The sequence below is a fragment of the Polaromonas sp. P4_H1 genome, from assembly GCF_056400945.1.
Genome location: NZ_JBFUKG010000007.1, coordinates 63,600 through 81,193, shown reverse-complemented (window position 1 = coordinate 81,193; position 17,594 = coordinate 63,600). Strand labels below are relative to the sequence as shown.

At 62.1% G+C, this 17,594-nt stretch carries 18 protein-coding genes; 4 read left to right on the top strand and 14 right to left on the bottom strand.

Going from position 1 to position 17,594, the window contains the following annotated elements:
* Positions 1-103 precede the first annotated feature (103 nt).
* The 8 genes from AC1DS5_RS11005 to AC1DS5_RS10970 form a co-directional block, all read right to left on the bottom strand.
* The gene (locus AC1DS5_RS11005) at positions 104-3,115 is read right to left on the bottom strand and encodes an ATP-binding protein (protein ID WP_477718293.1); all 3,012 of its coding nucleotides are present in this window, start codon (positions 3,113-3,115) and stop codon (positions 104-106) included.
* 605 nt (positions 3,116-3,720) lie between these two features.
* Positions 3,721-4,125 carry a nuclear transport factor 2 family protein gene (locus AC1DS5_RS11000; protein WP_477718292.1) on the bottom strand — a complete coding sequence of 135 codons (405 nt, stop codon included), beginning with the start codon at positions 4,123-4,125 and terminating at the stop codon, positions 3,721-3,723.
* A gap of 90 nt (positions 4,126-4,215) precedes the next feature.
* Complete coding sequence (locus AC1DS5_RS10995; protein ID WP_477718291.1) at positions 4,216-4,590, bottom strand: DUF1330 domain-containing protein; 375 nt, start codon at positions 4,588-4,590, stop codon at positions 4,216-4,218.
* 163 nt (positions 4,591-4,753) lie between these two features.
* Entirely contained in the window at positions 4,754-5,212 is a 459-nt protein-coding gene (locus AC1DS5_RS10990) for a hypothetical protein (RefSeq protein WP_477718290.1), read from the bottom strand.
* Between the two features lie 179 nt (positions 5,213-5,391).
* Positions 5,392-5,715 (bottom strand): hypothetical protein, encoded by a 324-nt coding sequence (locus AC1DS5_RS10985; protein ID WP_477718289.1) that lies wholly within the window; start codon positions 5,713-5,715, stop codon positions 5,392-5,394.
* A 91-nt stretch (positions 5,716-5,806) separates the two neighbouring features.
* Positions 5,807-6,241, bottom strand: coding sequence for a putative quinol monooxygenase (locus tag AC1DS5_RS10980; RefSeq protein ID WP_477718288.1), 435 nt, complete (start codon positions 6,239-6,241; stop codon positions 5,807-5,809).
* Positions 6,242-6,354: 113 nt separating this feature from the next.
* Positions 6,355-6,678 carry a hypothetical protein gene (locus AC1DS5_RS10975; protein WP_477718287.1) on the bottom strand — a complete coding sequence of 108 codons (324 nt, stop codon included), beginning with the start codon at positions 6,676-6,678 and terminating at the stop codon, positions 6,355-6,357.
* Positions 6,679-6,803: 125 nt separating this feature from the next.
* A complete protein-coding gene (locus AC1DS5_RS10970; protein ID WP_477718286.1) occupies positions 6,804-7,526 on the bottom strand; it encodes an SDR family NAD(P)-dependent oxidoreductase in 723 nt (240 codons plus the stop codon).
* A 516-nt stretch (positions 7,527-8,042) separates the two neighbouring features.
* On the opposite strand from AC1DS5_RS10970, the gene AC1DS5_RS10965 reads away from it, so the two are divergent.
* The 4 genes from AC1DS5_RS10965 to AC1DS5_RS10950 are packed head-to-tail and all read left to right on the top strand — an operon-like array spanning position 8,043 to position 11,079.
* Entirely contained in the window at positions 8,043-8,318 is a 276-nt protein-coding gene (locus tag AC1DS5_RS10965; RefSeq protein WP_477718285.1) for a DnaJ domain-containing protein, read from the top strand.
* Positions 8,319-8,347: 29 nt separating this feature from the next.
* On the top strand, positions 8,348-8,923 hold the full coding sequence (locus AC1DS5_RS10960) for a hypothetical protein (protein ID WP_477718284.1): 576 nt from the start codon (positions 8,348-8,350) through the stop codon (positions 8,921-8,923).
* A 37-nt stretch (positions 8,924-8,960) separates the two neighbouring features.
* A complete protein-coding gene (locus AC1DS5_RS10955; RefSeq protein WP_477718283.1) occupies positions 8,961-9,704 on the top strand; it encodes a hypothetical protein in 744 nt (247 codons plus the stop codon).
* A gap of 22 nt (positions 9,705-9,726) precedes the next feature.
* Complete coding sequence (locus AC1DS5_RS10950) at positions 9,727-11,079, top strand: hypothetical protein (RefSeq protein ID WP_477718282.1); 1,353 nt, start codon at positions 9,727-9,729, stop codon at positions 11,077-11,079.
* A 59-nt stretch (positions 11,080-11,138) separates the two neighbouring features.
* On the opposite strand, the gene AC1DS5_RS10945 is transcribed toward AC1DS5_RS10950, so the two are convergent.
* The 6 genes from AC1DS5_RS10945 to AC1DS5_RS10920 form a co-directional block, all read right to left on the bottom strand.
* Positions 11,139-12,179: a VWA domain-containing protein gene (locus AC1DS5_RS10945; protein WP_477718281.1), complete on the bottom strand. Its 1,041-nt coding sequence runs from the start codon at positions 12,177-12,179 to the stop codon at positions 11,139-11,141.
* A gap of 38 nt (positions 12,180-12,217) precedes the next feature.
* Positions 12,218-13,183, bottom strand: coding sequence for a DUF58 domain-containing protein (locus AC1DS5_RS10940; RefSeq protein WP_477718280.1), 966 nt, complete (start codon positions 13,181-13,183; stop codon positions 12,218-12,220).
* A gap of 138 nt (positions 13,184-13,321) precedes the next feature.
* The gene (locus tag AC1DS5_RS10935; protein WP_477718279.1) at positions 13,322-14,356 is read right to left on the bottom strand and encodes an AAA family ATPase; all 1,035 of its coding nucleotides are present in this window, start codon (positions 14,354-14,356) and stop codon (positions 13,322-13,324) included.
* Positions 14,357-14,365: 9 nt separating this feature from the next.
* A complete protein-coding gene (locus tag AC1DS5_RS10930) occupies positions 14,366-15,373 on the bottom strand; it encodes a S1C family serine protease (RefSeq protein WP_477718278.1) in 1,008 nt (335 codons plus the stop codon).
* A 205-nt stretch (positions 15,374-15,578) separates the two neighbouring features.
* A complete protein-coding gene (locus AC1DS5_RS10925; RefSeq protein WP_477718277.1) occupies positions 15,579-16,439 on the bottom strand; it encodes an ABC transporter permease in 861 nt (286 codons plus the stop codon).
* A gap of 247 nt (positions 16,440-16,686) precedes the next feature.
* Positions 16,687-17,592 (bottom strand): ABC transporter permease, encoded by a 906-nt coding sequence (locus tag AC1DS5_RS10920; RefSeq protein ID WP_477718276.1) that lies wholly within the window; start codon positions 17,590-17,592, stop codon positions 16,687-16,689.
* Positions 17,593-17,594 lie beyond the last annotated feature (2 nt).

Sequence of the window (17,594 nt, the reverse complement as noted above, 5' to 3'; positions counted from 1 at the left end):
GAATCACGGCAGCGACGGCACCGGTCGTTTTGTGCGTTTTTTGGATCCGGGCTATTCAACAGAATGGATCCCAAGCGGGCGATATCGATTGATCGATTGCGAATCACCTCCGGCCTTCCATTGCCGCGGGCGGGAGGGTGAAGAAGACGGCTGCGCCGTGCCCTGGCGCGCCCTCTGCCCACACGCGGCCTCCGTGGCGCTCGACGATCCGGCGAACGGTCGCGAGCCCGATCCCTGTTCCAGGGAATTCGCTCTCGGTGTGGAGTCGCTGAAAGGGCCGAAACAGCTTGCTGGCGTAGGCCATGTCAAAGCCGGCTCCGTTGTCGCGCACCACAAATACCTCGCTGCCGTCGCGCTGTTCCGTTCCGAATGCGATCCTCGGTTCACCGGTCTTGACCGTGAATTTCCACGCGTTGCCGAGAAGGTTGTCGAACAAAATGCGCAATAGCTGGCGATCCACCTCGGCGACGAGGCCTTCCTGGATCAGCAGGCTGATCCGCCGATCGGGTGCCTTGCGCTGCAGCTCTTCACCGGCGCCCCGGGCAAGGGCGGAGAGATCGACCGGGTCCCGGCTGAGCTGTGCGCTCGTGATCCGCGAGAGATTGAGCAGGTCGTCGATCAGTTGCCCCATCCGGTCGGCTTCCTCGCGCGCCACGCGAAGAAACCGCCGTCCTTTGTCGTCGAGCTGCATCGCGTAGCCCTCCTCGAGCAGGTGCGTGTATCCGTTGATTGCACGCAGCGGCACCCGCAAGTCATGGGACACGGAATAGCTGAACGCTTCCAGCTCCTCGTTGGCGCGCATGAGCTCCGTGTTCAGCTCGTCGCGCGCGCGCGCCATGGTGAGGTGGGTGCGCACCCGCGCGAGCAGTTCCTGGGACGTGAACGGCTTGGCGAGGTAGTCATCGGCGCCGGCGGAAAGGCCTTCGAGCGAGGCTTCCTGGCCCGCGCGCGCCGACAGCAGAATCACCGGCAGCGTGCACGTTGCGGGATCCTCGCGCAGTGCGCGCACCAGCCCCAGGCCGTCGAGGTTCGGCATCATCACGTCGCTCAGCACGAGGTCCGGTTTTCTCTGCTGAATGGCGGCGAGCGCTTCACGGCCGTCGGCCACCACCTGCACGTCGTAATGCGGCGAAAGCAGGCCCGAAATAAAGGTTCGCAGGTCGCTGTTGTCGTCGGCGATGAGCACGCGAGCACCGCTCTTTGCCGAAGCGGCGGCAATCGGCTGCGACCCGTAAGGCAGCCATTGCAGTGCCTCGTCGAGGTAGGTCGATGCGCTTCTCGCCACCGATGCGGCGTCCGGGGACTCGGCCACGACGTGCTCCGGCGGCAGGTGGCTGCGCCCGCCGCGCAGCGCGATCGTGAATTCCGCGCCCTGGCCTTCGTCGCTCGCGACGCGGATCTCGCCGCCGTGCAGCTTGACGAGCTCATGGACCAGCGCAAGCCCGATGCCCGTGCCTTCGTGCGAGCGAGCGCGCGCACCCTCCACCCGGTGGAACCGCTGAAAGAGCTTCGACAGTTCGCTCTTGGGGATGCCCGAGCCCGTGTCCTTCACCGTCAGGTGCGCGCCGCCATTGGCTGCAACAAGGCGCAGGCTCACACCGCCCTCGAAAGTGAACTTGAGCGCATTGGAGAGGAGATTCATGACGATCTTCTCCCACATGTCGCGGTCGACGTAGATGGGCGCCGGCAACGGCGTGCATTCCACCGCAAAGGAGAGCCCGGCCTTTTCCATTGCCGAGCGAAACGCGCTCGCCAGATCCGCGGTGTAGCGCGCGAGGTCGGTCGGTGCGAACCGCGCCGAATGCCGCCCGGCCTCCATGCGCGAGAAGTCGAGCAGCGTATTCACCAGGCGCAGCAGGCGCAATGCGTTGCGCTGCATCTGGAGCAGCCGCTCCCGCGACTCGGCACCGAGCTCGCGCTCGGCAAGCAGCGTCTCCAGCGGGCCGAGCAGCAGCGTGAGGGGTGTCCTGAACTCGTGGCTGACGTTGCTGAAGAAGGCGGTCTTGGCCCGATCGGTCTCGGTCAGGGCCTCGGCCCGCGTTTTTTCTGCCTCGTAGGCGCGGGCATTGGCGATGACGGTCGCCACCTGATCCGCGGTAGCCCGAAAGAACCTTTGATACCGGTCGTCCAGCGCACGGTGCGGGCTGATGCCGGCAACGAGAAACGCAAAAGGCTCGGACTGGCCTGTCCGCGAAAGCGGCAGGACGATCGCTCGTTCGGGCCGTGCGTTCCAGCGACCCGCCGGCAGGGGCCCGAAGCGCGATGAGAGGTCGTCGACGACGAGCTCCTGCGCGGTTTGAATGACTTCCGCAAAGGGCCAGGAAGCTGTACTTGCCCCCGCCTTGACCGGCACATACGCGGGCCTGGCGCGGCCTTCATACGCCTTCCAGCCGCTCACGGCGACGAGTTGGGTATCGACAGCCTTCTCGTTCAGCACATAGAACAGCACAAACGGAAGGTCCAGCTCGTAGGCCGACAAAACCTCCGCGGCAATTCGGTACGCTTCGTTCTCGGATTTTGCTTCGGCCGCCCGCGCGGACAATTCGTGCAGCATCCGGATCTGGCGTTCGCCCTGTACCTTCGCTGTTGTTTCCTGCACCGTGTTGAGCAGGCCGCCGACGCGCCCGTCATCTCCCGGGACGGGGCTGTACGAAAACGTGAAGTACGTTTCCTCGGCCATGGCCCCGCTGTGAATGAACAGCTGAAGGTCCTCCGTCCATGTCGCCGGGCCTCCTTCCAGGACGCCCCTCGCCATGGGCCCGGCAACGTCCCAGATCTCGGCCCATATCTCCGCGGCCGGAGCGGCGAGTGAGGCGGGGTGCTTGTCCCTCAGGATGGGGCGGTATGCGTCGTTGTAGAGGTGCAGGAGATCGGGGCCCCACCAGAGCAGCATGGGAAACCGGCTGCCCAGTACGACGCCCAGCATGGTTCTGAGACTGTTCGGCCAGGCTTCGACCGGGCCGAGCTTCGTCTTGGACCAGTCCGTCGCGCGCATGATCGCGCCCATTTCGCCGCCGCCGGTAAACAGGTCCCTGGGAGGTGCGCCGACAGGGGCGGCGGCGCCCGGCACGTTGACGGCGTTGGAGTTGGTGTCCGCTACGTTCTTGTCTGTCATTTGCTACCCGGTGAGGATCGCGAACAAGGTGGTCACAACGATAAGAGCAATGTGTCACGCGTCAAGGCGCACAACGCAATGCGTAATGTATGCCCGGGGTCTGCGGTACGCAACGGCCGCTGCGGCATAAGGTGGCGGTCTCGAAATGAGCTACGTGATTGTCGGGAAATGACTTTCAGCACATTGCAGCCTTACGCCAGTTAAATAAAAAGCACTAAACCCCGCAGTTGAATTTTAGGGAGCAAGCCGCGAAGACGCCTCCTCTAAATAGACTAGTTGCTGGAAAAGCAACAGGCTTATTCCGTTTTATCCCGTCGGCACGGTGTCGTGCTGGTTACGCGTGATGAGACCCTGGCGGCGCGGTGCGGGCGGCGCTTTGGGCTGGTGTCGGGACGGTTGTCGGAGTGGGGTTGAAGAGCCCCGCCGCACCCACTCGCCAACCCGAGGGGTACCCTTGGGCGTCCGTGTTGAGTGACCTGTTCGACCTCATCTTCATAGGCGCGTCGGACGATGAACTCCAGCGGCGGGGGGGCAAACGAAGCTTGCCGGAGGACGTCCGCTCGGTGGAGGGGTTGGGCGTCATGGGCTCAGGCGCACGAGTGGACTCAGCGCTTCGGGCTACCGGGAGGCGGACGGTTCTTGCGGTAGGAGTTCTTCAGCGCGATCTTGCCGTCTCGAAAGGTGAACAGATCACAACCATGGACTTCAACGCGAGTGCCGTCCGCCCGCGCCCCCGTGAACGTCCACTCGGAGACTCCCCTGTCGCCATAGACAAAATGGCGCGCGTTGCTCCAGTGGGCATCGGGGAAGGTCGTCCAGACTTCAGCGAAGGCGGCCCGCACTGCCTCATGGCCCGCGTACCGGGTGCCGCAGATATCCGGGCCTGCTGAGGATTCAAAGACACAGTCATCGCTCATGAACGACATGAGGGCATCGACATCGTGACGGTTCCACGCATCGGCAAAGGCTTTCAAGACCTCGGTGGTGACCTCTGCAATCGCGTTCGACATGACCTGACCCCTTTCGGCGTGCACACCGTCAATGATGCTCCTGACGCCCAACGTTCGACGCTCGATGGAAGAGTTGGGCGTCAGTTGTCGTTAGTTTGGAAGGCCTTCAACCACGTAGGAACGCCAGTTCGACGACTTGTCGCGACCTACTTTGAGCGCCACGTAGGCCGGGGATGCGTCGAATGCCAACGCTTCATCGACGCTTGGGAACTTGATGAGCGTGATGGTCTTCGGGGGTTCCCCGGCGAGGGGAACGCCTTTGGTGGCCCGTACGACGAAGGTGCCAGTGGTTGGTAGGGCGCGAGCGGCATCGACATAGCTCTTCCATCCAACCGGATCGGTGACCTGGAACTCAATGACCAAGTAGCCAGGGGGTTTACTTTGGGCTTGAACACTCTCGACGCCAACAGCACAGATGGCAACGGCTGCGAGCGCTGCTCCTAGGAGTTTGAGGTTTGAGTTCACGTGTATTCCTTTCGATTGGTGGACGGGAAAATAGAGCGGACTGCCGGAAACTGGAGCACGAGCTGAAACTCCGCCTTCTTCATGACATCCAACGTTTGACTTAAGCGGACCGCCGTAGGCGGGTCCGCTTGAAGGAAGGGGTAGACCGCACTAAGACAGCGGTTTACATGGGCTCGACTTCGATGCGCTTCCCCTGCAAGCGAGACTCACCGCCGCCAAGTTCGTTGTCACCGAGATCACGATTCACCGCGCGAGCTGTACCGCTGAACTCATTCGGTCCAGGGCCCGGCCTAATGCGCAGACGCGTCTTCGTACTGCCAACCCATTTTCGACTCTCGTCAAAGCGGAATGCGATGTACGTTGCTTCAAACTCGCCGTCCGACGTACGCCTCCATGCTCCATGCCCTCCACTCAGGTTTGGGTGGGTATCGCCACTTCTGAAGAACGTGCCGTCCGAAGAGAAGGTCAGTAGATTCTTTCCCACGCCTGATGTTCTGCTGGACGTGACGATCCAGGCGCCGATGAGTTCACTTCCTTGGTCTCGTGACACTCCTGGGGCTGCGCAGCCGGCCAGCAGCAGCGCGAAGACAATGGACGGAAGCAATGCGATGCGAGTTGACATTGAATTTCTCCTGGTTGTCCGGCGAGGTCCCGACTGGAAGCGTACCTCGCCAATCTGCGTATGAGAAGTGATTCAGTTCCGTGAATCGCGCCGAGGCGTATGTTGTGAGGCCTAACGTCCGCGCTCAGCCGCGTGCGTCTTCGCACGTCGGCTGCGGCGCATTGTTGGATGGCATGCTCTCATGTGGCCACAAATCTCGTGTCACCCGGTGGCCACAGGACCGAGTACTCCTCGGCGTCCAGTCTCCGGTACGCAGCTCGCAATACTGACGCGAGACGCGAAACCCTGCCAACGACAGCATGAGCACGCTCGAACGTCTCGTGCGGCTGGGAAGTGAGGATGAAGATATTGGCTTCCCCCGACCCCGAATCATGACCATCGACGTCTGTAATTCCGCCCGACAATTCTGCCATCAACGTCTCTTCCAGCCCAACCACCGCATCAAACTCCTCCATCGAGTTGCACGGAAATTGGAGCACGAGCTGAAATTCCGCCTTCTTCATGAGATCCAACGTTCGACATGAGCGGCAGACGCAGGTGGGCGAAGCCCGCTTCTTGCTGTTGAGGGGGAGTCCATATAGGAGGGGTTAGGCGTCACTTCGCAAGTTCAACGTAGGCTTCCGATTCGGATGGTTTGGCGATGAGGCCTTCCGGCGTTGGGCCAAACTCCTTTCGAAAGCTCGGCATGACAACCTTGAGATGATTGTCGTATGCGGCTGGCGAGTCATAGACTTCGTACCAGAGGAAGGTTGTCGGAGTCTTACCGCTGCGATGCAGCCGGAATACGGAGGTTGGTTCGGCCTTGCGAAGGTACTCAACTTGCTTCAAGTACCGTGCCTGTAGCTCATCCTCTCGGCCCGCGCTCGGAAAGACCTTCACAAGGACGGTCACTTGCTCAGTGGCCTGAGCAGGAAAACTTGAAATCGCGGCGGCAAACACAACAGCGCTGACGAACGAATGGATAGAGATCATCTTTCTTCCTTTCAGGGTGAACGGCGAGTTTCGGTTCGAAATGACTGGGATCGCCATTGGACTTCGCAGAGGAGCGCGGGTTGAGGATCATGCTTGTGACGCCTAACGTCCGCGCTCAGCCGCGAGCGTCTTCGCACGTCGGCTGCGGCGCATTGTTGGATGGCATGCTCTCATGCGCCCACAAATCTCGTTTCACCCGGCGGCCACAGGACCGAGTACTCCTCGGCGTCCAGTCTCCGGTACGCAGCTCGCAATACCGACGCGAGATGCGAAACCCTGCTAACGACAGCATGAGCACGCTCGAACGTCTCGTGCGGCTCGGAAGTGAGGATGAAGATATTGGCTTCCCCCGACCCCGAATCATGACCATCGAGGTCTGCAATTCCGCCCGACAATTCTGCCATCAACGTTTCTTCTAGCCCAACCACCGCATCAAACTCCTCCATCGAGTTGCACGGAAATTGGAGCACGAGCTGAAACTCCGCCTTCTTCATGATATCCAACGTTCGAGGTAACCGGCACGGAACGGAATGACAGCGCTGGGCCAGAATGAAATGAGGCCCAGCGCTGGCATGCCGTGGAGTGTCCGGTTGACTGAGGGGTTAGGCGTCACCGCGGTTCAGTACCGCGCACGGCCACCCGACATGTCGAAGATGGCGCCGGTATTGAATCTGCTGGCCTCCGTGCACAGCCAGGCGACCAGGTGCGCGACCTCACCGGCTTCTCCCAGGCGGCCAAGCGGGCTGTCGCGGATCCAGCGATTGACGACCTCCGATCCGAGGTCTTGGATCATGTCCGTGTCGATTGGCCCGGGCGCCACGCAGTTCACGAAGACATTGTATTGGGCGACTTCCCGGCTCAGAGCCTTGGTGAAGGAGATGACTCCGGCACTGGCGGCAGAGTAGGCCGTGATGCCCGCCAAGCCCTCCTTCCCGGCGAGCGATCCAAGGTTGATGATCCTTCCACCACCCTGGCGGATCATGATCGGCAGGACCGCTTGGGTAACCTGCATCGTTCCCAGGAGGTTCACATCCAGTATTCGTCGCCAGTCCATCGGGGCGTGTTCGACGAAGGTGGTCGTTCTGCCGAGGTAGCCCGCAGCGTTCACAAAGATGTCGACGCGCCGATCGGCGGGGAGTTGGTCGACCGCAGCTGCGATCTGAGCGGGCTGCGTGATGTCGACCTGAACCGAATCTGTACCCGCCACGTTTGAAGGACTGGCGTCCCAGATCATGACATCGCAGCCATTGACCAAGAGGAGATCGGCAATCGCACGTCCGATTCCCTTTGCTGCTCCGGTGACGATCGCGTACTTGCCGGCAAGGTCGTAGGTGTTTGGCATGTTTCCTCCGAAGGGTAGGGGTGGCTGTCGTGACGCCTAACGTAATGTATACCGCAGGGTCTGCGATATAAAACAGCCGTTGCCGTATAACGTGGCGGTCTCGAAATGGGTTAAGTCTTTGTCAGGAAAAGATTTTCCGCACATTGCAACCTCACGCCAGTTAAATAAAAAGCACTAAGCCCGCAGCTGAATTCTAGGGAGCAAGCCGTGAAGGCGCCTCCTCTAAATAGACTAGTTCTGGAAAAGTAACAGGCTTATTCCGTTTTACCCCATCGGCACGGCGTTTGCGATGGTGGCGCATGATGAGACCCTGGCGGCGCGCTGCGGGCGACCTCTCCGGCTGGTGGAGGGGCAACTGCCGGCGTGGATGTGAGTACTAGCTGCCAAGCCGGGAATAAGCTGGCCGGGCATAATCTAGGGGCCGCGCGTTTGCTGGCGATATCCCGGGTACACCAAAATCCTCCGCATTTCGTATGAGCCAACAGCTTTTGGTTCCACCGAAACGCTTGCGCTCATATGACCGATCACTACACCACCCTTGGACTCAACAGCGCTGCGACGCTGGCCGATGTCAAGAAAGCCTTTCGCCAGAAAGCGTCTTTCCTGCATCCGGACAAAAACGCCGCCGCTGATGCGGGGGCGCGCTTTCGGGCGGTGCAGGAGGCTTACGAGGTGCTGTCCGATGCGGACAAACGGCAAGCCTATGACGACAATCGGCGTCGCAACCTGCTCGACAGCCCGGTCGAGACGGCGCGCGAGATATGGAAAAATTATTTCAACCCTTTGCTTTGATACGTGCATGACACGAAGGACCCCGTGACATGACGATCACCCCGTTTTTTCTTGAGTTGCGCTCGGCCTACCAGTCCGAAATCGATGACCTGACCTTTGACTCCGAAGGGCGCGATGTGCTGGGCCAGCGCCTGGCCGATAAACGCAAGGAGATCGATTTTCTGGTCCACATGATGGAGTTGAGCCCCGAGATGGTGGCGGTGATATTCCATCGCGGTTTTCACTTCAAGCTGCCGGGGGCGATGGATCACCTGCTCGGCCTTGAGGCGGAGGATTTCCCGGAGTGGAGCGGCCTGGCTGACGCTGTGGAGTTGACCCCGTGGGCCCAGGACCTGGCCGAGGTGGTGTTGAAACACCCCGGCGGCGAGTGGTTTTTGGCGGTGGCTGCCGGGCTGGAATTCATGGCGGGCCAGCCCACTGCTGCGTCTGCCGCGCAAGGCGAGGGTGACGAATCCGAAGACGATGATGCAGACGCCGACGAGGATGGCGACAATCGCGAAGGCTTTGATGCGGATGAATACGGCGATGGAGCAGACGACGAGAAAACCCGGCAGGAAGCCGGCGCCGACTGGCTGGTCGAGCAGGGCTTTGACCGCAAAGATTGATGGACGACCGATAGATGAGATTGGAAGTGAAGCCTTTATGAACCACCTTGCCCTGATTGCCAAGACACAGACCCTGATTGCCGCCGGCGACATCGTGGGCGCCGAGTCCGCACTGGTCGAACTGGCCGACACCGAAGGCGATGCCGCGCTGATGGTGGTGCTGGATTTGCTGCCGCCCAAAGACATCCTGGCGGTCATCCGCGAATACGACAACTCGAAGGAGTCGGTGATCAACCTGCTGGTCACGCCCGAGCAGTTCGCGCGCGCGGTGGTGATTGAAAAGCAATATAAAGACCTGACCCGCACCCACCTGCGCGGCATGGTCAACTCGGTGCTTTTCAGGGAAGACGCGGACCCGCTGGAATTTTTGAACGCGATCGGCGACCTGGAAGGCGGTAGCGAAGCGCTGGCCGACTATTTCACTGAAAAGTGGAGCCGCGTCGAGGCCTTTGCCCGCACCGGCACCTTTGATGCCGTGGATGACACGGGCGAGCTGTTGTCCAAGGCCGCCTTGCAGGCCTCGGCCTATGCGAAGCCACGCGTTGAAAAGGACGAAATTTCAGACCACGACTGGATGGAACTCGCCTGGCTTTTGCGCCATGAGTGCCCGGACCTTTTCATCGAGATGCTGACTGTGCTGCGCGCCAAGGCGCGGGCCCATGACCTGAGCGCTGAGGAAGAAGACGCCGAAGAGGACGATGGCAAAGTCGAGACGGGTGATACCGATCGGGGCAAGGCCACGCCGGCTGCGCGCGATTCTGATGAGGAATCGGCGATTTAACGAATCGGCGATTTAACGAGATATGAGCCTGAAAGCCCCTCTTTCCACGACGCCAGTGCAGCCCTCAGCCTCACCATCATCTTCACCCTTGTCCGGCTCGTCGGTCGCGCTCCACGATGCGCGCCCGTTTTTCGAAAAAGCACTGCAGTTTGGCGTGCAGCACGGCATCATCAACCAGCAAAAACTCGACGCCATCTGCGAGGATGCTCCCAAAGGCATGGTGCAGATTGCGCGTCACTTTGGCAGCGAGTTTTTGCGCCCGGAGCTTGAAAAAGCCAGGGACCGCATCGTCAATCTGGTGAGCCTCTACCTTGAAAGCACCAGTGGCGGCGACCTGCGGCAAGCCGCCGAGTCGCTGCGTGATCATTCGTTCCTGTCCCGCTCCAAGGGCGGCTCGGACATGCTGAAGGCCATGCTGGCCCTGCCCGAGAGCAGCAGCTTTGACACGGATCCGGGCAGCGACGGCGCTGACAGCCAGGTGCCGTCCCCTGTGTTTGCGGCGTGGACGCTCAAAAGCCTGGACGACTACCAGGCCGAACTCGCCATGCGCGGCCCCATCAAGCTGCAGAAAGACGCTGCCATCTGGCTGGCCGACCAGCTGGGCCTGGATGTCACCGAGCTGGAAGAGGCACATACCCATGCGGAAGCGGTGATTCGCACGGCACTCCTGGTGCTGTCCACCGGGCGTGCCGAGTTGCGCGATTGGGTGGCGTTTGAAAAAATGGTGGCGGCGCTGCGCAAGAAATACGGATCTGCCAAAACCGCCGCTGCAGCACCCGCGAAGAAGGCCGGCGCCGGGCCTTCAGCCTTGTCTGTCACCCTTCCCAGGGACTTGCCCGAGGAATTCAGGGCGGTGGTGGAGGCCGTGCGGCAATCCGTCGTGGCTGATTTACCCCGGATACTGGATAGCTCCCAGCCGCCCAGGGCGCTGTTTGCCAAGGACAGCGATCACCAGACGCCACCGCTGTTTGGACGGTATTTCTGGGTGGAAGACCTGGCGAGCGAAATCGACCACCATGACCGCTCCGTCTCCAAAGCCTGGGACAAGGCCACTGCGGGGAACAGCGATGACGGCTCGCTGCTCACGCTGTTTTTGTGCGTGGCGGCCGGTGCTACTCCCAAAACGCTTCTGACCGAAAAAGCCGCTGCGGCCCTGGTTCGCAAGATTCAAAAAGCAGGGCCCGGCCTGGGTTTTAACCCGGACCTGGCTCATCAATACATTCTGGATAACGCGCCCGTGCAATACCAGGACGACTATGGCCGGCTGTGGGCGGACTTTGTGGACGAAGCACAGCACCTGCTGCAAAGCGACTCGGTGTTTGCGCTGGAAGATGCCCTGGCCTTGCTGCGGCGCGAGTGCAATGTGAAACGGTAAGGGGTCTTGGATTGACCCTCGCGGCGTGAGCGCACCCGCGAATCCGCGAAGAGGCCGCCTTAGAGAATCCGGTTAAACCACAGCAGTGACAACCCGGCGGAGAGCAGCGCCAGCACCGCGGCTCCCAGTGCCAGCAGCGCGGAGATTTCAGTTTCCTTTTTTTCCACTGTCAGGCGGGAGCTCAGGGTCTCATAGACTTTTTTCAGGTCAGCCGCCGTGCCCGCATAAAAGTACTCGGCCTGCGTGGCGCGTGCGATGCCCTTGAGGGTTTCCTCATCGAGCCTGACGCGCATGGACCAACCTTCAAAACCTATCGTTTCACCGTCCACCGTACCGATGCCGACGGTGTACACGCGCACACCGCGGTCGGCTGCCAGCTTGGCGGCATCGAGCGAATCGACGCCGGTGGTGCGCTGGCCGTCTGTCAGCAGGATGATCGCGGCCGAGTTGTAGGAGCCCGGTGCCACCGGCGTGAACTCCTTCGTTTCCTTTTTCTCCTGGTCAATGGCAAAGCCGCGCTGGCGCTCGCGCCCCGTTTGCATGGACTGCAGGTCGATGCCGGCATCCGGAAAGAGCGTGGCGAGCGACATGACGATGCCGTTGCCGATGGCGGTGCCGCGCTGCAGCTGGAAGCGGTCGATCGCGGAAACCAAATCTTCGCGGTTCACCGTTGGAATCTGCGCGACCTGGGCAGAGCCGGCAAACGCGACGATGCCGACCTTCACCGTGCGCGGCAGGTCGGCAAGGAAGGCCTTGGCAGCCGTTTGCGCAGCCACGAGGCGGCTGGGCTGCACGTCGGTGGCACGCATGCTGCCGGAAACGTCCATCGCCAGCATGATGGTCTGCTGGTTCGATGGCAGTGTGATCACGGCCATGGGGCGCGCCGTGGCGAGCAGCATCAACGCCATGGCCAGCAGAAACAGAATGGGCGGAATATGACGGCGAATGCTTTGCCCTGGTCCCATGGCCTCCTTGATGATGGCCAGCGATGCGTAGCGCACCGCCAGTTTTTTCTTGCGGCGCAGCAGCCAGAGGTACAGCAGCACGAGCAGCGGTACGGCCAGCAGCAGCCAGAGAAATTGGGGCCAGAGAAAAAACATGAAAAATCCTTGGGCGGTATCCTGGGCCGATAGGTATGTCAGGCGGCTTGCCGCAGGTGGGAGGGCAGCTTGTTTCCTGCCGGATGCAGGCCGGCGGCATGGCCACCGGACAGCCGGCTGCGGCGTTTGCGCAAATCGGCAAAACGCATGATGGCATCCACCAGGTCGTCATCGGTAGCGAGCTCCAGCGTGTCGACACCGGCGCGTGCCAGGGCCTGCCGCAACTCGGCTTCGCGCTGCGCCGCAATGCGGGCAAAGCGCTTGCGAAAACCCGGATCGTGGGTGTCGACCAGCAGTTGTTCGCCGGTCTCCGCATCGCGGATCGGGATCAGCCCGAGATCGGGTAATTCCAGCTCCAGCGGATCGAGCAGACGCACGGCCACCACTTCGTGACGCTGGGCGAGTTGGCCCAGGGGTTTTTCCCAGCCCGGCTCGCTGATGAAATCGGACACCACGAACAGGGTGGAGCGCCGGCGCACCAGGTTGCCGGCGGACTCCAGTAATTCGTTCAGACGCGTGGGGCCGGCGCTGGCCGTTTCAGGGCGCGCATGCAGGGTGTGCAGCATGCGCAGCACATGGTGGCGGCCGCCGCGCGCCGGAATCACGGCGTCGACGCCGGAGCCGTAGAGCATGGCGCCGACGCGGTTGCCATGGCGCGTCAGCATGCGTGCCAGCACCGCCACGAATTCTGTCAACACCTGGCGCTTGCGCAACTCGCCGGAGCCAAAGTCCATCGAGGGGCTCAGGTCGAGCAAAAACCAGGCGCTCATTTCGCGGTCTTCGGTGAAGACGCGTACATGGGGCTGCTGCAGGCGTGCCGTTACGTTCCAGTCAATGTGACGCACGTCGTCGTGGTGCTGGTATTCGCGCAGGTCCGCCAGGTCCATGCCGGTGCCGCGCAGCAGGGTGCGGTAGTCGCCCTGCAGCAGCCCGTCGAGGCGGCGCAACACGGTCCACTCGAGGCGTCTGAGCAACTGCTCTGCGTCGGATGAAGGCCTGCTCATGGGCATGCTCCTGACGGCCGCAGCGCCGAGGGGACTTTATGCAAGCCGGGGCCGCGGAACCGGCTTTGCCGGGCCGCAGGCGCAGCAGCCCCCCCGGGGGGCAGCGACCCGCGTAGCGGCGGAGCGTGGGGGCTCCCTCTAAGCGGCGAGTTGTTCATGTGCAAGCGGCCTGGCGGGAGCCGGGATTTTGAGCATGATCTTGCTGACCACCGTGTCGGCCGAAAGTCCTTCAGACAGGGCTTCGTAAGACAGCACCAGGCGATGGCGCAGCACATCCGGAACCAGGTCGGTCATGTCTTCCGGCAAGGCGTAGCTGCGGCCACGCAGCATGGCCAGCGCCCGGGCGCCCTCGGTCAGGTTGATGGTGGCGCGCGGGCTGGCGCCAAAGGTGATGAAGCGTGCCAGGTCCTTGAGCCCGTGCCGGGTCGGGTTGCGCGTGGCCGAAACCAGCCGCACCGCATACTGCACCAGGGAGGGGTCGACATACACGTGCCGGCATTCGTTCTGCAGGGCCGCCAGCTGCTCGGTAGTGGCCACGGCCGAGACGGCAACCGCAGGGCCGGTGACGCGCTGGACAATGACAAATTCTTCCTCGTCGCTGGGGTAGTCGACCAGCACCTTCATCATGAAGCGGTCTACCTGCGCTTCGGGCAGCGGGTAGGTGCCTTCGGTTTCAATCGGGTTTTGCGTCGCCATCACCAGGAAGGGCTCGGGCACCTTGTGCGTGATGCCTGCAATCGTGACTTGCCGCTCCTGCATGACCTCGAGCAGCGCGCTTTGTACCTTGGCCGGCGCCCGGTTGATCTCGTCGGCGAGCAGCAGGTTGGTGAAGACCGGGCCGAGCGAAGTGCTGAATTCGCCGGTTTTCTGGTTGTAGATGCGCGTGCCTACCAGGTCGGCCGGCACCAGGTCGGGCGTGAACTGGATGCGCTTGAAGTTGCCGCGCACGGTGCTGGCCAGCGTTTTCACGGTGAGGGTCTTGGCCAGGCCGGGAACCCCCTCCACCAGCAGATGGCCCTGTGCCAGGATGGCGACCATCACGCGTTCGAGAAAACGGTCCTGCCCGACCACCACGCGCTTGACTTCGTAGAGGATTTTCTCCATCAGCTGCGCGGTCTCATGGCTCACAGGCAGGTGACTCACGGGCAAATGATCAGGGGTGTGCGATTCCATGCGGGTCTTTCAAAATGGGGGCATGCCGGCAGCCGAGGCGGCGTTTTCAATCGGCACGGCAAAACCGATGCCGACAAACGTCCGTTGCTGGTTGGGGTTGTAGATGGCGGTCACGATGCCAATGACCTCGCCGTCCATGGTGACCAGCGGCCCGCCCGAATTGCCGGGGTTGGCGGCCGCGTCGAACTGGATGAGGTTGGTCATTTGCTGCTTGCCCTCGGGCGAGCGGAATGTGCGCTTGAGCCCCGAAATGACACCGGCCGAAGCGGAAGGGCCGATGCCAAACGGATAGCCCACCGCCAGCACCTCATCGCCCGGGGCGAGGTCGGCCGTGGAGCGCATGGTGGCGGCAATCATGTCGTCGGGAATTTTGTCTGCCTGCAATACCGCCAGATCGTTTTCCAGCTGTATGCCGACAATCGAGGCGTTGGACTCCAGGCCGTCGGCGAACGTGACCTTGATGCTCTCTGCCCCCTGCACCACGTGCAGGTTGGTCAGAATGATGCCCTTGTTCACGATGACCACGCCGGTGCCCACGCTGCGCTCACCGTCGTCCTTGCCTTCCTTGCCATCCTTGGCATTTTTGGCGTCCTTGGCATCTTTTTCCTTGCCCACGCCCAGGCCCACGACGCGCACCACTGACGGGCTGATGATCTGATAGGCCCGGGCGGCGGCCGAGGGCAGGGTAGTCGTCTCCAGTGTCTTGAGGACGGCGGCATTGATGTCGTGCTGGGTCAGCTTTCGGCCCGCCGGCTGCAGTGACAGGGAAAGACTGACAGCCAGCAACAGGGCCAGCAAGGCAATGACAGCCCAGAGCAGGTAGAGGTGGTAGGCCGGAAAGCGCGCGGCCAGCCGTGCAAAAAGTGAAGGGTGAACTGCCGCTGATTGTGGTTGTGCTTGTACTTTTGGTTGCAGCTGCGTTTGCGTTTGCGCAGGCGGGTCGGCCTCGGGTGCCTCCGGCGTGTCGTTGCCGCGGCGGTCGTGGCTGGAGCTACTGTAGAGGGCAGGCCTTCGCATCCGTTCACCTGTGGGGTAAATGTTTAAACGATTAATGCGTTCAAAACTGCGGGTTCAAGAACTGCACCGTATCACGATTTTTGCGTTCATGCACGTATTTGGGTATTCGCACGGGGCCGCTGTAACAGGCGGTTTTACGGGCTTGTTGACTCCCGCCCCATCAGGCAGGATTGGGCAGGATTGGCGCAGCCGGCCGCCAGGTGTTTCAGGCTGGCCCGCCGATGGCAGGCTTGCGCAGCAACGTGAGTGCCAGCGCGGCAGAGGCGAGCATCAGAAACAGGCTGACGGCGTTCAGGACCGGGGTAGCGCCTTCGCGCATGCGCCCATACATCATGACGGTGAGCGGCGCGTCCGAACCCACCAGCATCAGCGTGGTGTTGAAGTTCTCAAAAGACATCAAAAACGAAATGGCCGCGGCGCCCACCAGGGCCGGTTTGAGCGCCGGCAGCGTGATGGTGGCAAAAACCGCTGCGCGCGAGGCGCCGAGGTTGTAGGCAGCTTCTTCCAGGGTGATGTCGAAGCGTTTGAGGCGCGCCGTGATGATGAGGGTGGCAATGGACACGATGTACGAAAACTGGCCGAGCACCACCAGCGGCAGGCCGGGGCGCAGAAAATCAAGCTCAAGGCCCCACATGTCGTCTGCAAATTGCGCCATCCGGCTGGCAAAGGCCAGTATCGAGATGCCCAGAATCACGCCCGGAATCACCAGCGGGGCCAGCATCAGCAAAGACAGGGCCTGCTTGCCCGGAAACCGGCTGCGCTCAATCAAAAAGGCGTTGGTGGTACCCACCAGAACCGCCAGCAGCGTGACCCAGCTCGCCACCACCACGCTGGTCCAGAGGCTGGCCAGCAGCGGCCCGTCCGAAAACAGCCCGGTGCGGCCGGCCTTGCTGCCAAAAAACCAGTCCAGCGTGAAGCTGCGCCAGGGTGGGGCGGGATAGGGCGCGTCGTTGAAGGCGAAAACCGCCACCACCGCCAGCGGCAGGAACAGGAAGGCGAAAAAGGCCAGGGCATACACCACCGTGCCGGCGCGCAGCCAGGCTGGGCGGGGCAGGGAGGCGATCATTCGATGGTCCTCCTTCGCGACGCGGACCCGCCATGCAGGCGCACGCCGTCACAGGCAAGTGACATCGCGGAACCGGCTTTGCCGGGCCGCAGGTGTCGCCCCCTGCAAGGGGGGAGGCGGCTACACGAAGTGAGTCCGCAACGGGGGTGTGTCATGTCACAGCGCGGAACCGGCTTTGCCGGGCCGCAGCTGTTGCCCCCTGCAAGGGGGGAGGAGGCTACACGAAGTGAGCAAGCCTGGGGGTGTGTCATGTCTTCCTCATCACTTCACCGAATTTCTGGCCCGTGAGCTTCAGGCCCAGCCAGACGATGGCGGTGGACAACCCCAGCAGCAAAAAGCCGAAGGCCGCACCCTGTTCCCAGTTGAAACGGGTAATGAACTGGGTGTAAATCTGCTCGGTAAACCATAGCGAGTTTTTGCCGCCCAGCAAGGTGGGCGTGAGGTAGTTGCCCAGGGTCAGCATGAAGACCACGATGCAGCCGGCCAGAATTCCGGGCGCCGCGTGCGGAATCACGATTTGGCGCAGGATGGAGGGGCCGGTGCCTCCCAGATCGTAGGCCGCTTCAATCAGGGTGTCGTCCAGGCTTTCCAGGGCGCTGATCAGCGGCACCACCATGAACAGCATGGAGGTGTACACCAGGCCCACCAGGATGGTGGCGTCCCGGTAAAGCATTTCCACTGGGGTTGCCGTGAGGCCGAGCTGCACCAGCAGGGCGGGCAGCACGCCGGACTCGCGCAGCAGGATCATCCACCCCAAGGTGCGCACGGTTTCGCTGACCCAGAAGGGGATCAGGCACAGCACCAGCAGCAAGGACTTGGCGCGGCCGCGCACCAGCTTGGCAATGGTCCAGGCCACCGGAAAGGCCAGCAGCAGCGTGATCAGTGTGGCCAGGATGGACATGACGGCTGTCCGCACAAAGGTGTGCCAGTACAGCGGTTCTTCAATGAAGGTGCGGTACTGGGCGATGCTGGGCGTGTACTGCCGCGGCGCGATGCGCTCGCGCAGCGACAGCACCGCCAGATCGATGTGCGGCAGCACAATCAGGCCCACCAGCCAGATCAGCGCAGGCGCCAGCAACAGGAAAAGGATAAGCCGGGCCTGCGTTGAGGCCGGTGTTGTGCCAATTCCCGGGGCGGCAACCGCGGTTTGCATGA

Bases quoted from the DNA above. Each gene is read 5' to 3' on its own strand.
- AC1DS5_RS11005 (WP_477718293.1), bottom strand. From the start codon at position 3,115: ATGACAGACAAGAACGTAGCGGACACCAACTCCAACGCCGTCAACGTG.
- AC1DS5_RS11000 (WP_477718292.1), bottom strand. From the start codon at position 4,125: ATGTCGAACGCGATTGCAGAGGTCACCACCGAGGTCTTGAAAGCCTTT.
- AC1DS5_RS10990 (WP_477718290.1), bottom strand. From the start codon at position 5,212: ATGTCAACTCGCATCGCATTGCTTCCGTCCATTGTCTTCGCGCTGCTG.
- AC1DS5_RS10985 (WP_477718289.1), bottom strand. From the start codon at position 5,715: ATGAAGAAGGCGGAATTTCAGCTCGTGCTCCAATTTCCGTGCAACTCG.
- AC1DS5_RS10980 (WP_477718288.1), bottom strand. From the start codon at position 6,241: ATGGCGATCCCAGTCATTTCGAACCGAAACTCGCCGTTCACCCTGAAA.
- AC1DS5_RS10975 (WP_477718287.1), bottom strand. From the start codon at position 6,678: ATGAAGAAGGCGGAGTTTCAGCTCGTGCTCCAATTTCCGTGCAACTCG.
- AC1DS5_RS10970 (WP_477718286.1), bottom strand. From the start codon at position 7,526: ATGCCAAACACCTACGACCTTGCCGGCAAGTACGCGATCGTCACCGGA.
- AC1DS5_RS10965 (WP_477718285.1), top strand. From the start codon at position 8,043: ATGACCGATCACTACACCACCCTTGGACTCAACAGCGCTGCGACGCTG.
- AC1DS5_RS10960 (WP_477718284.1), top strand. From the start codon at position 8,348: ATGACGATCACCCCGTTTTTTCTTGAGTTGCGCTCGGCCTACCAGTCC.
- AC1DS5_RS10955 (WP_477718283.1), top strand. From the start codon at position 8,961: ATGAACCACCTTGCCCTGATTGCCAAGACACAGACCCTGATTGCCGCC.
- AC1DS5_RS10950 (WP_477718282.1), top strand. From the start codon at position 9,727: ATGAGCCTGAAAGCCCCTCTTTCCACGACGCCAGTGCAGCCCTCAGCC.
- AC1DS5_RS10945 (WP_477718281.1), bottom strand. From the start codon at position 12,179: ATGTTTTTTCTCTGGCCCCAATTTCTCTGGCTGCTGCTGGCCGTACCG.
- AC1DS5_RS10940 (WP_477718280.1), bottom strand. From the start codon at position 13,183: ATGAGCAGGCCTTCATCCGACGCAGAGCAGTTGCTCAGACGCCTCGAG.
- AC1DS5_RS10935 (WP_477718279.1), bottom strand. From the start codon at position 14,356: ATGGAATCGCACACCCCTGATCATTTGCCCGTGAGTCACCTGCCTGTG.
- AC1DS5_RS10930 (WP_477718278.1), bottom strand. From the start codon at position 15,373: ATGCGAAGGCCTGCCCTCTACAGTAGCTCCAGCCACGACCGCCGCGGC.
- AC1DS5_RS10925 (WP_477718277.1), bottom strand. From the start codon at position 16,439: ATGATCGCCTCCCTGCCCCGCCCAGCCTGGCTGCGCGCCGGCACGGTG.
- AC1DS5_RS10920 (WP_477718276.1), bottom strand. From the start codon at position 17,592: ATGCAAACCGCGGTTGCCGCCCCGGGAATTGGCACAACACCGGCCTCA.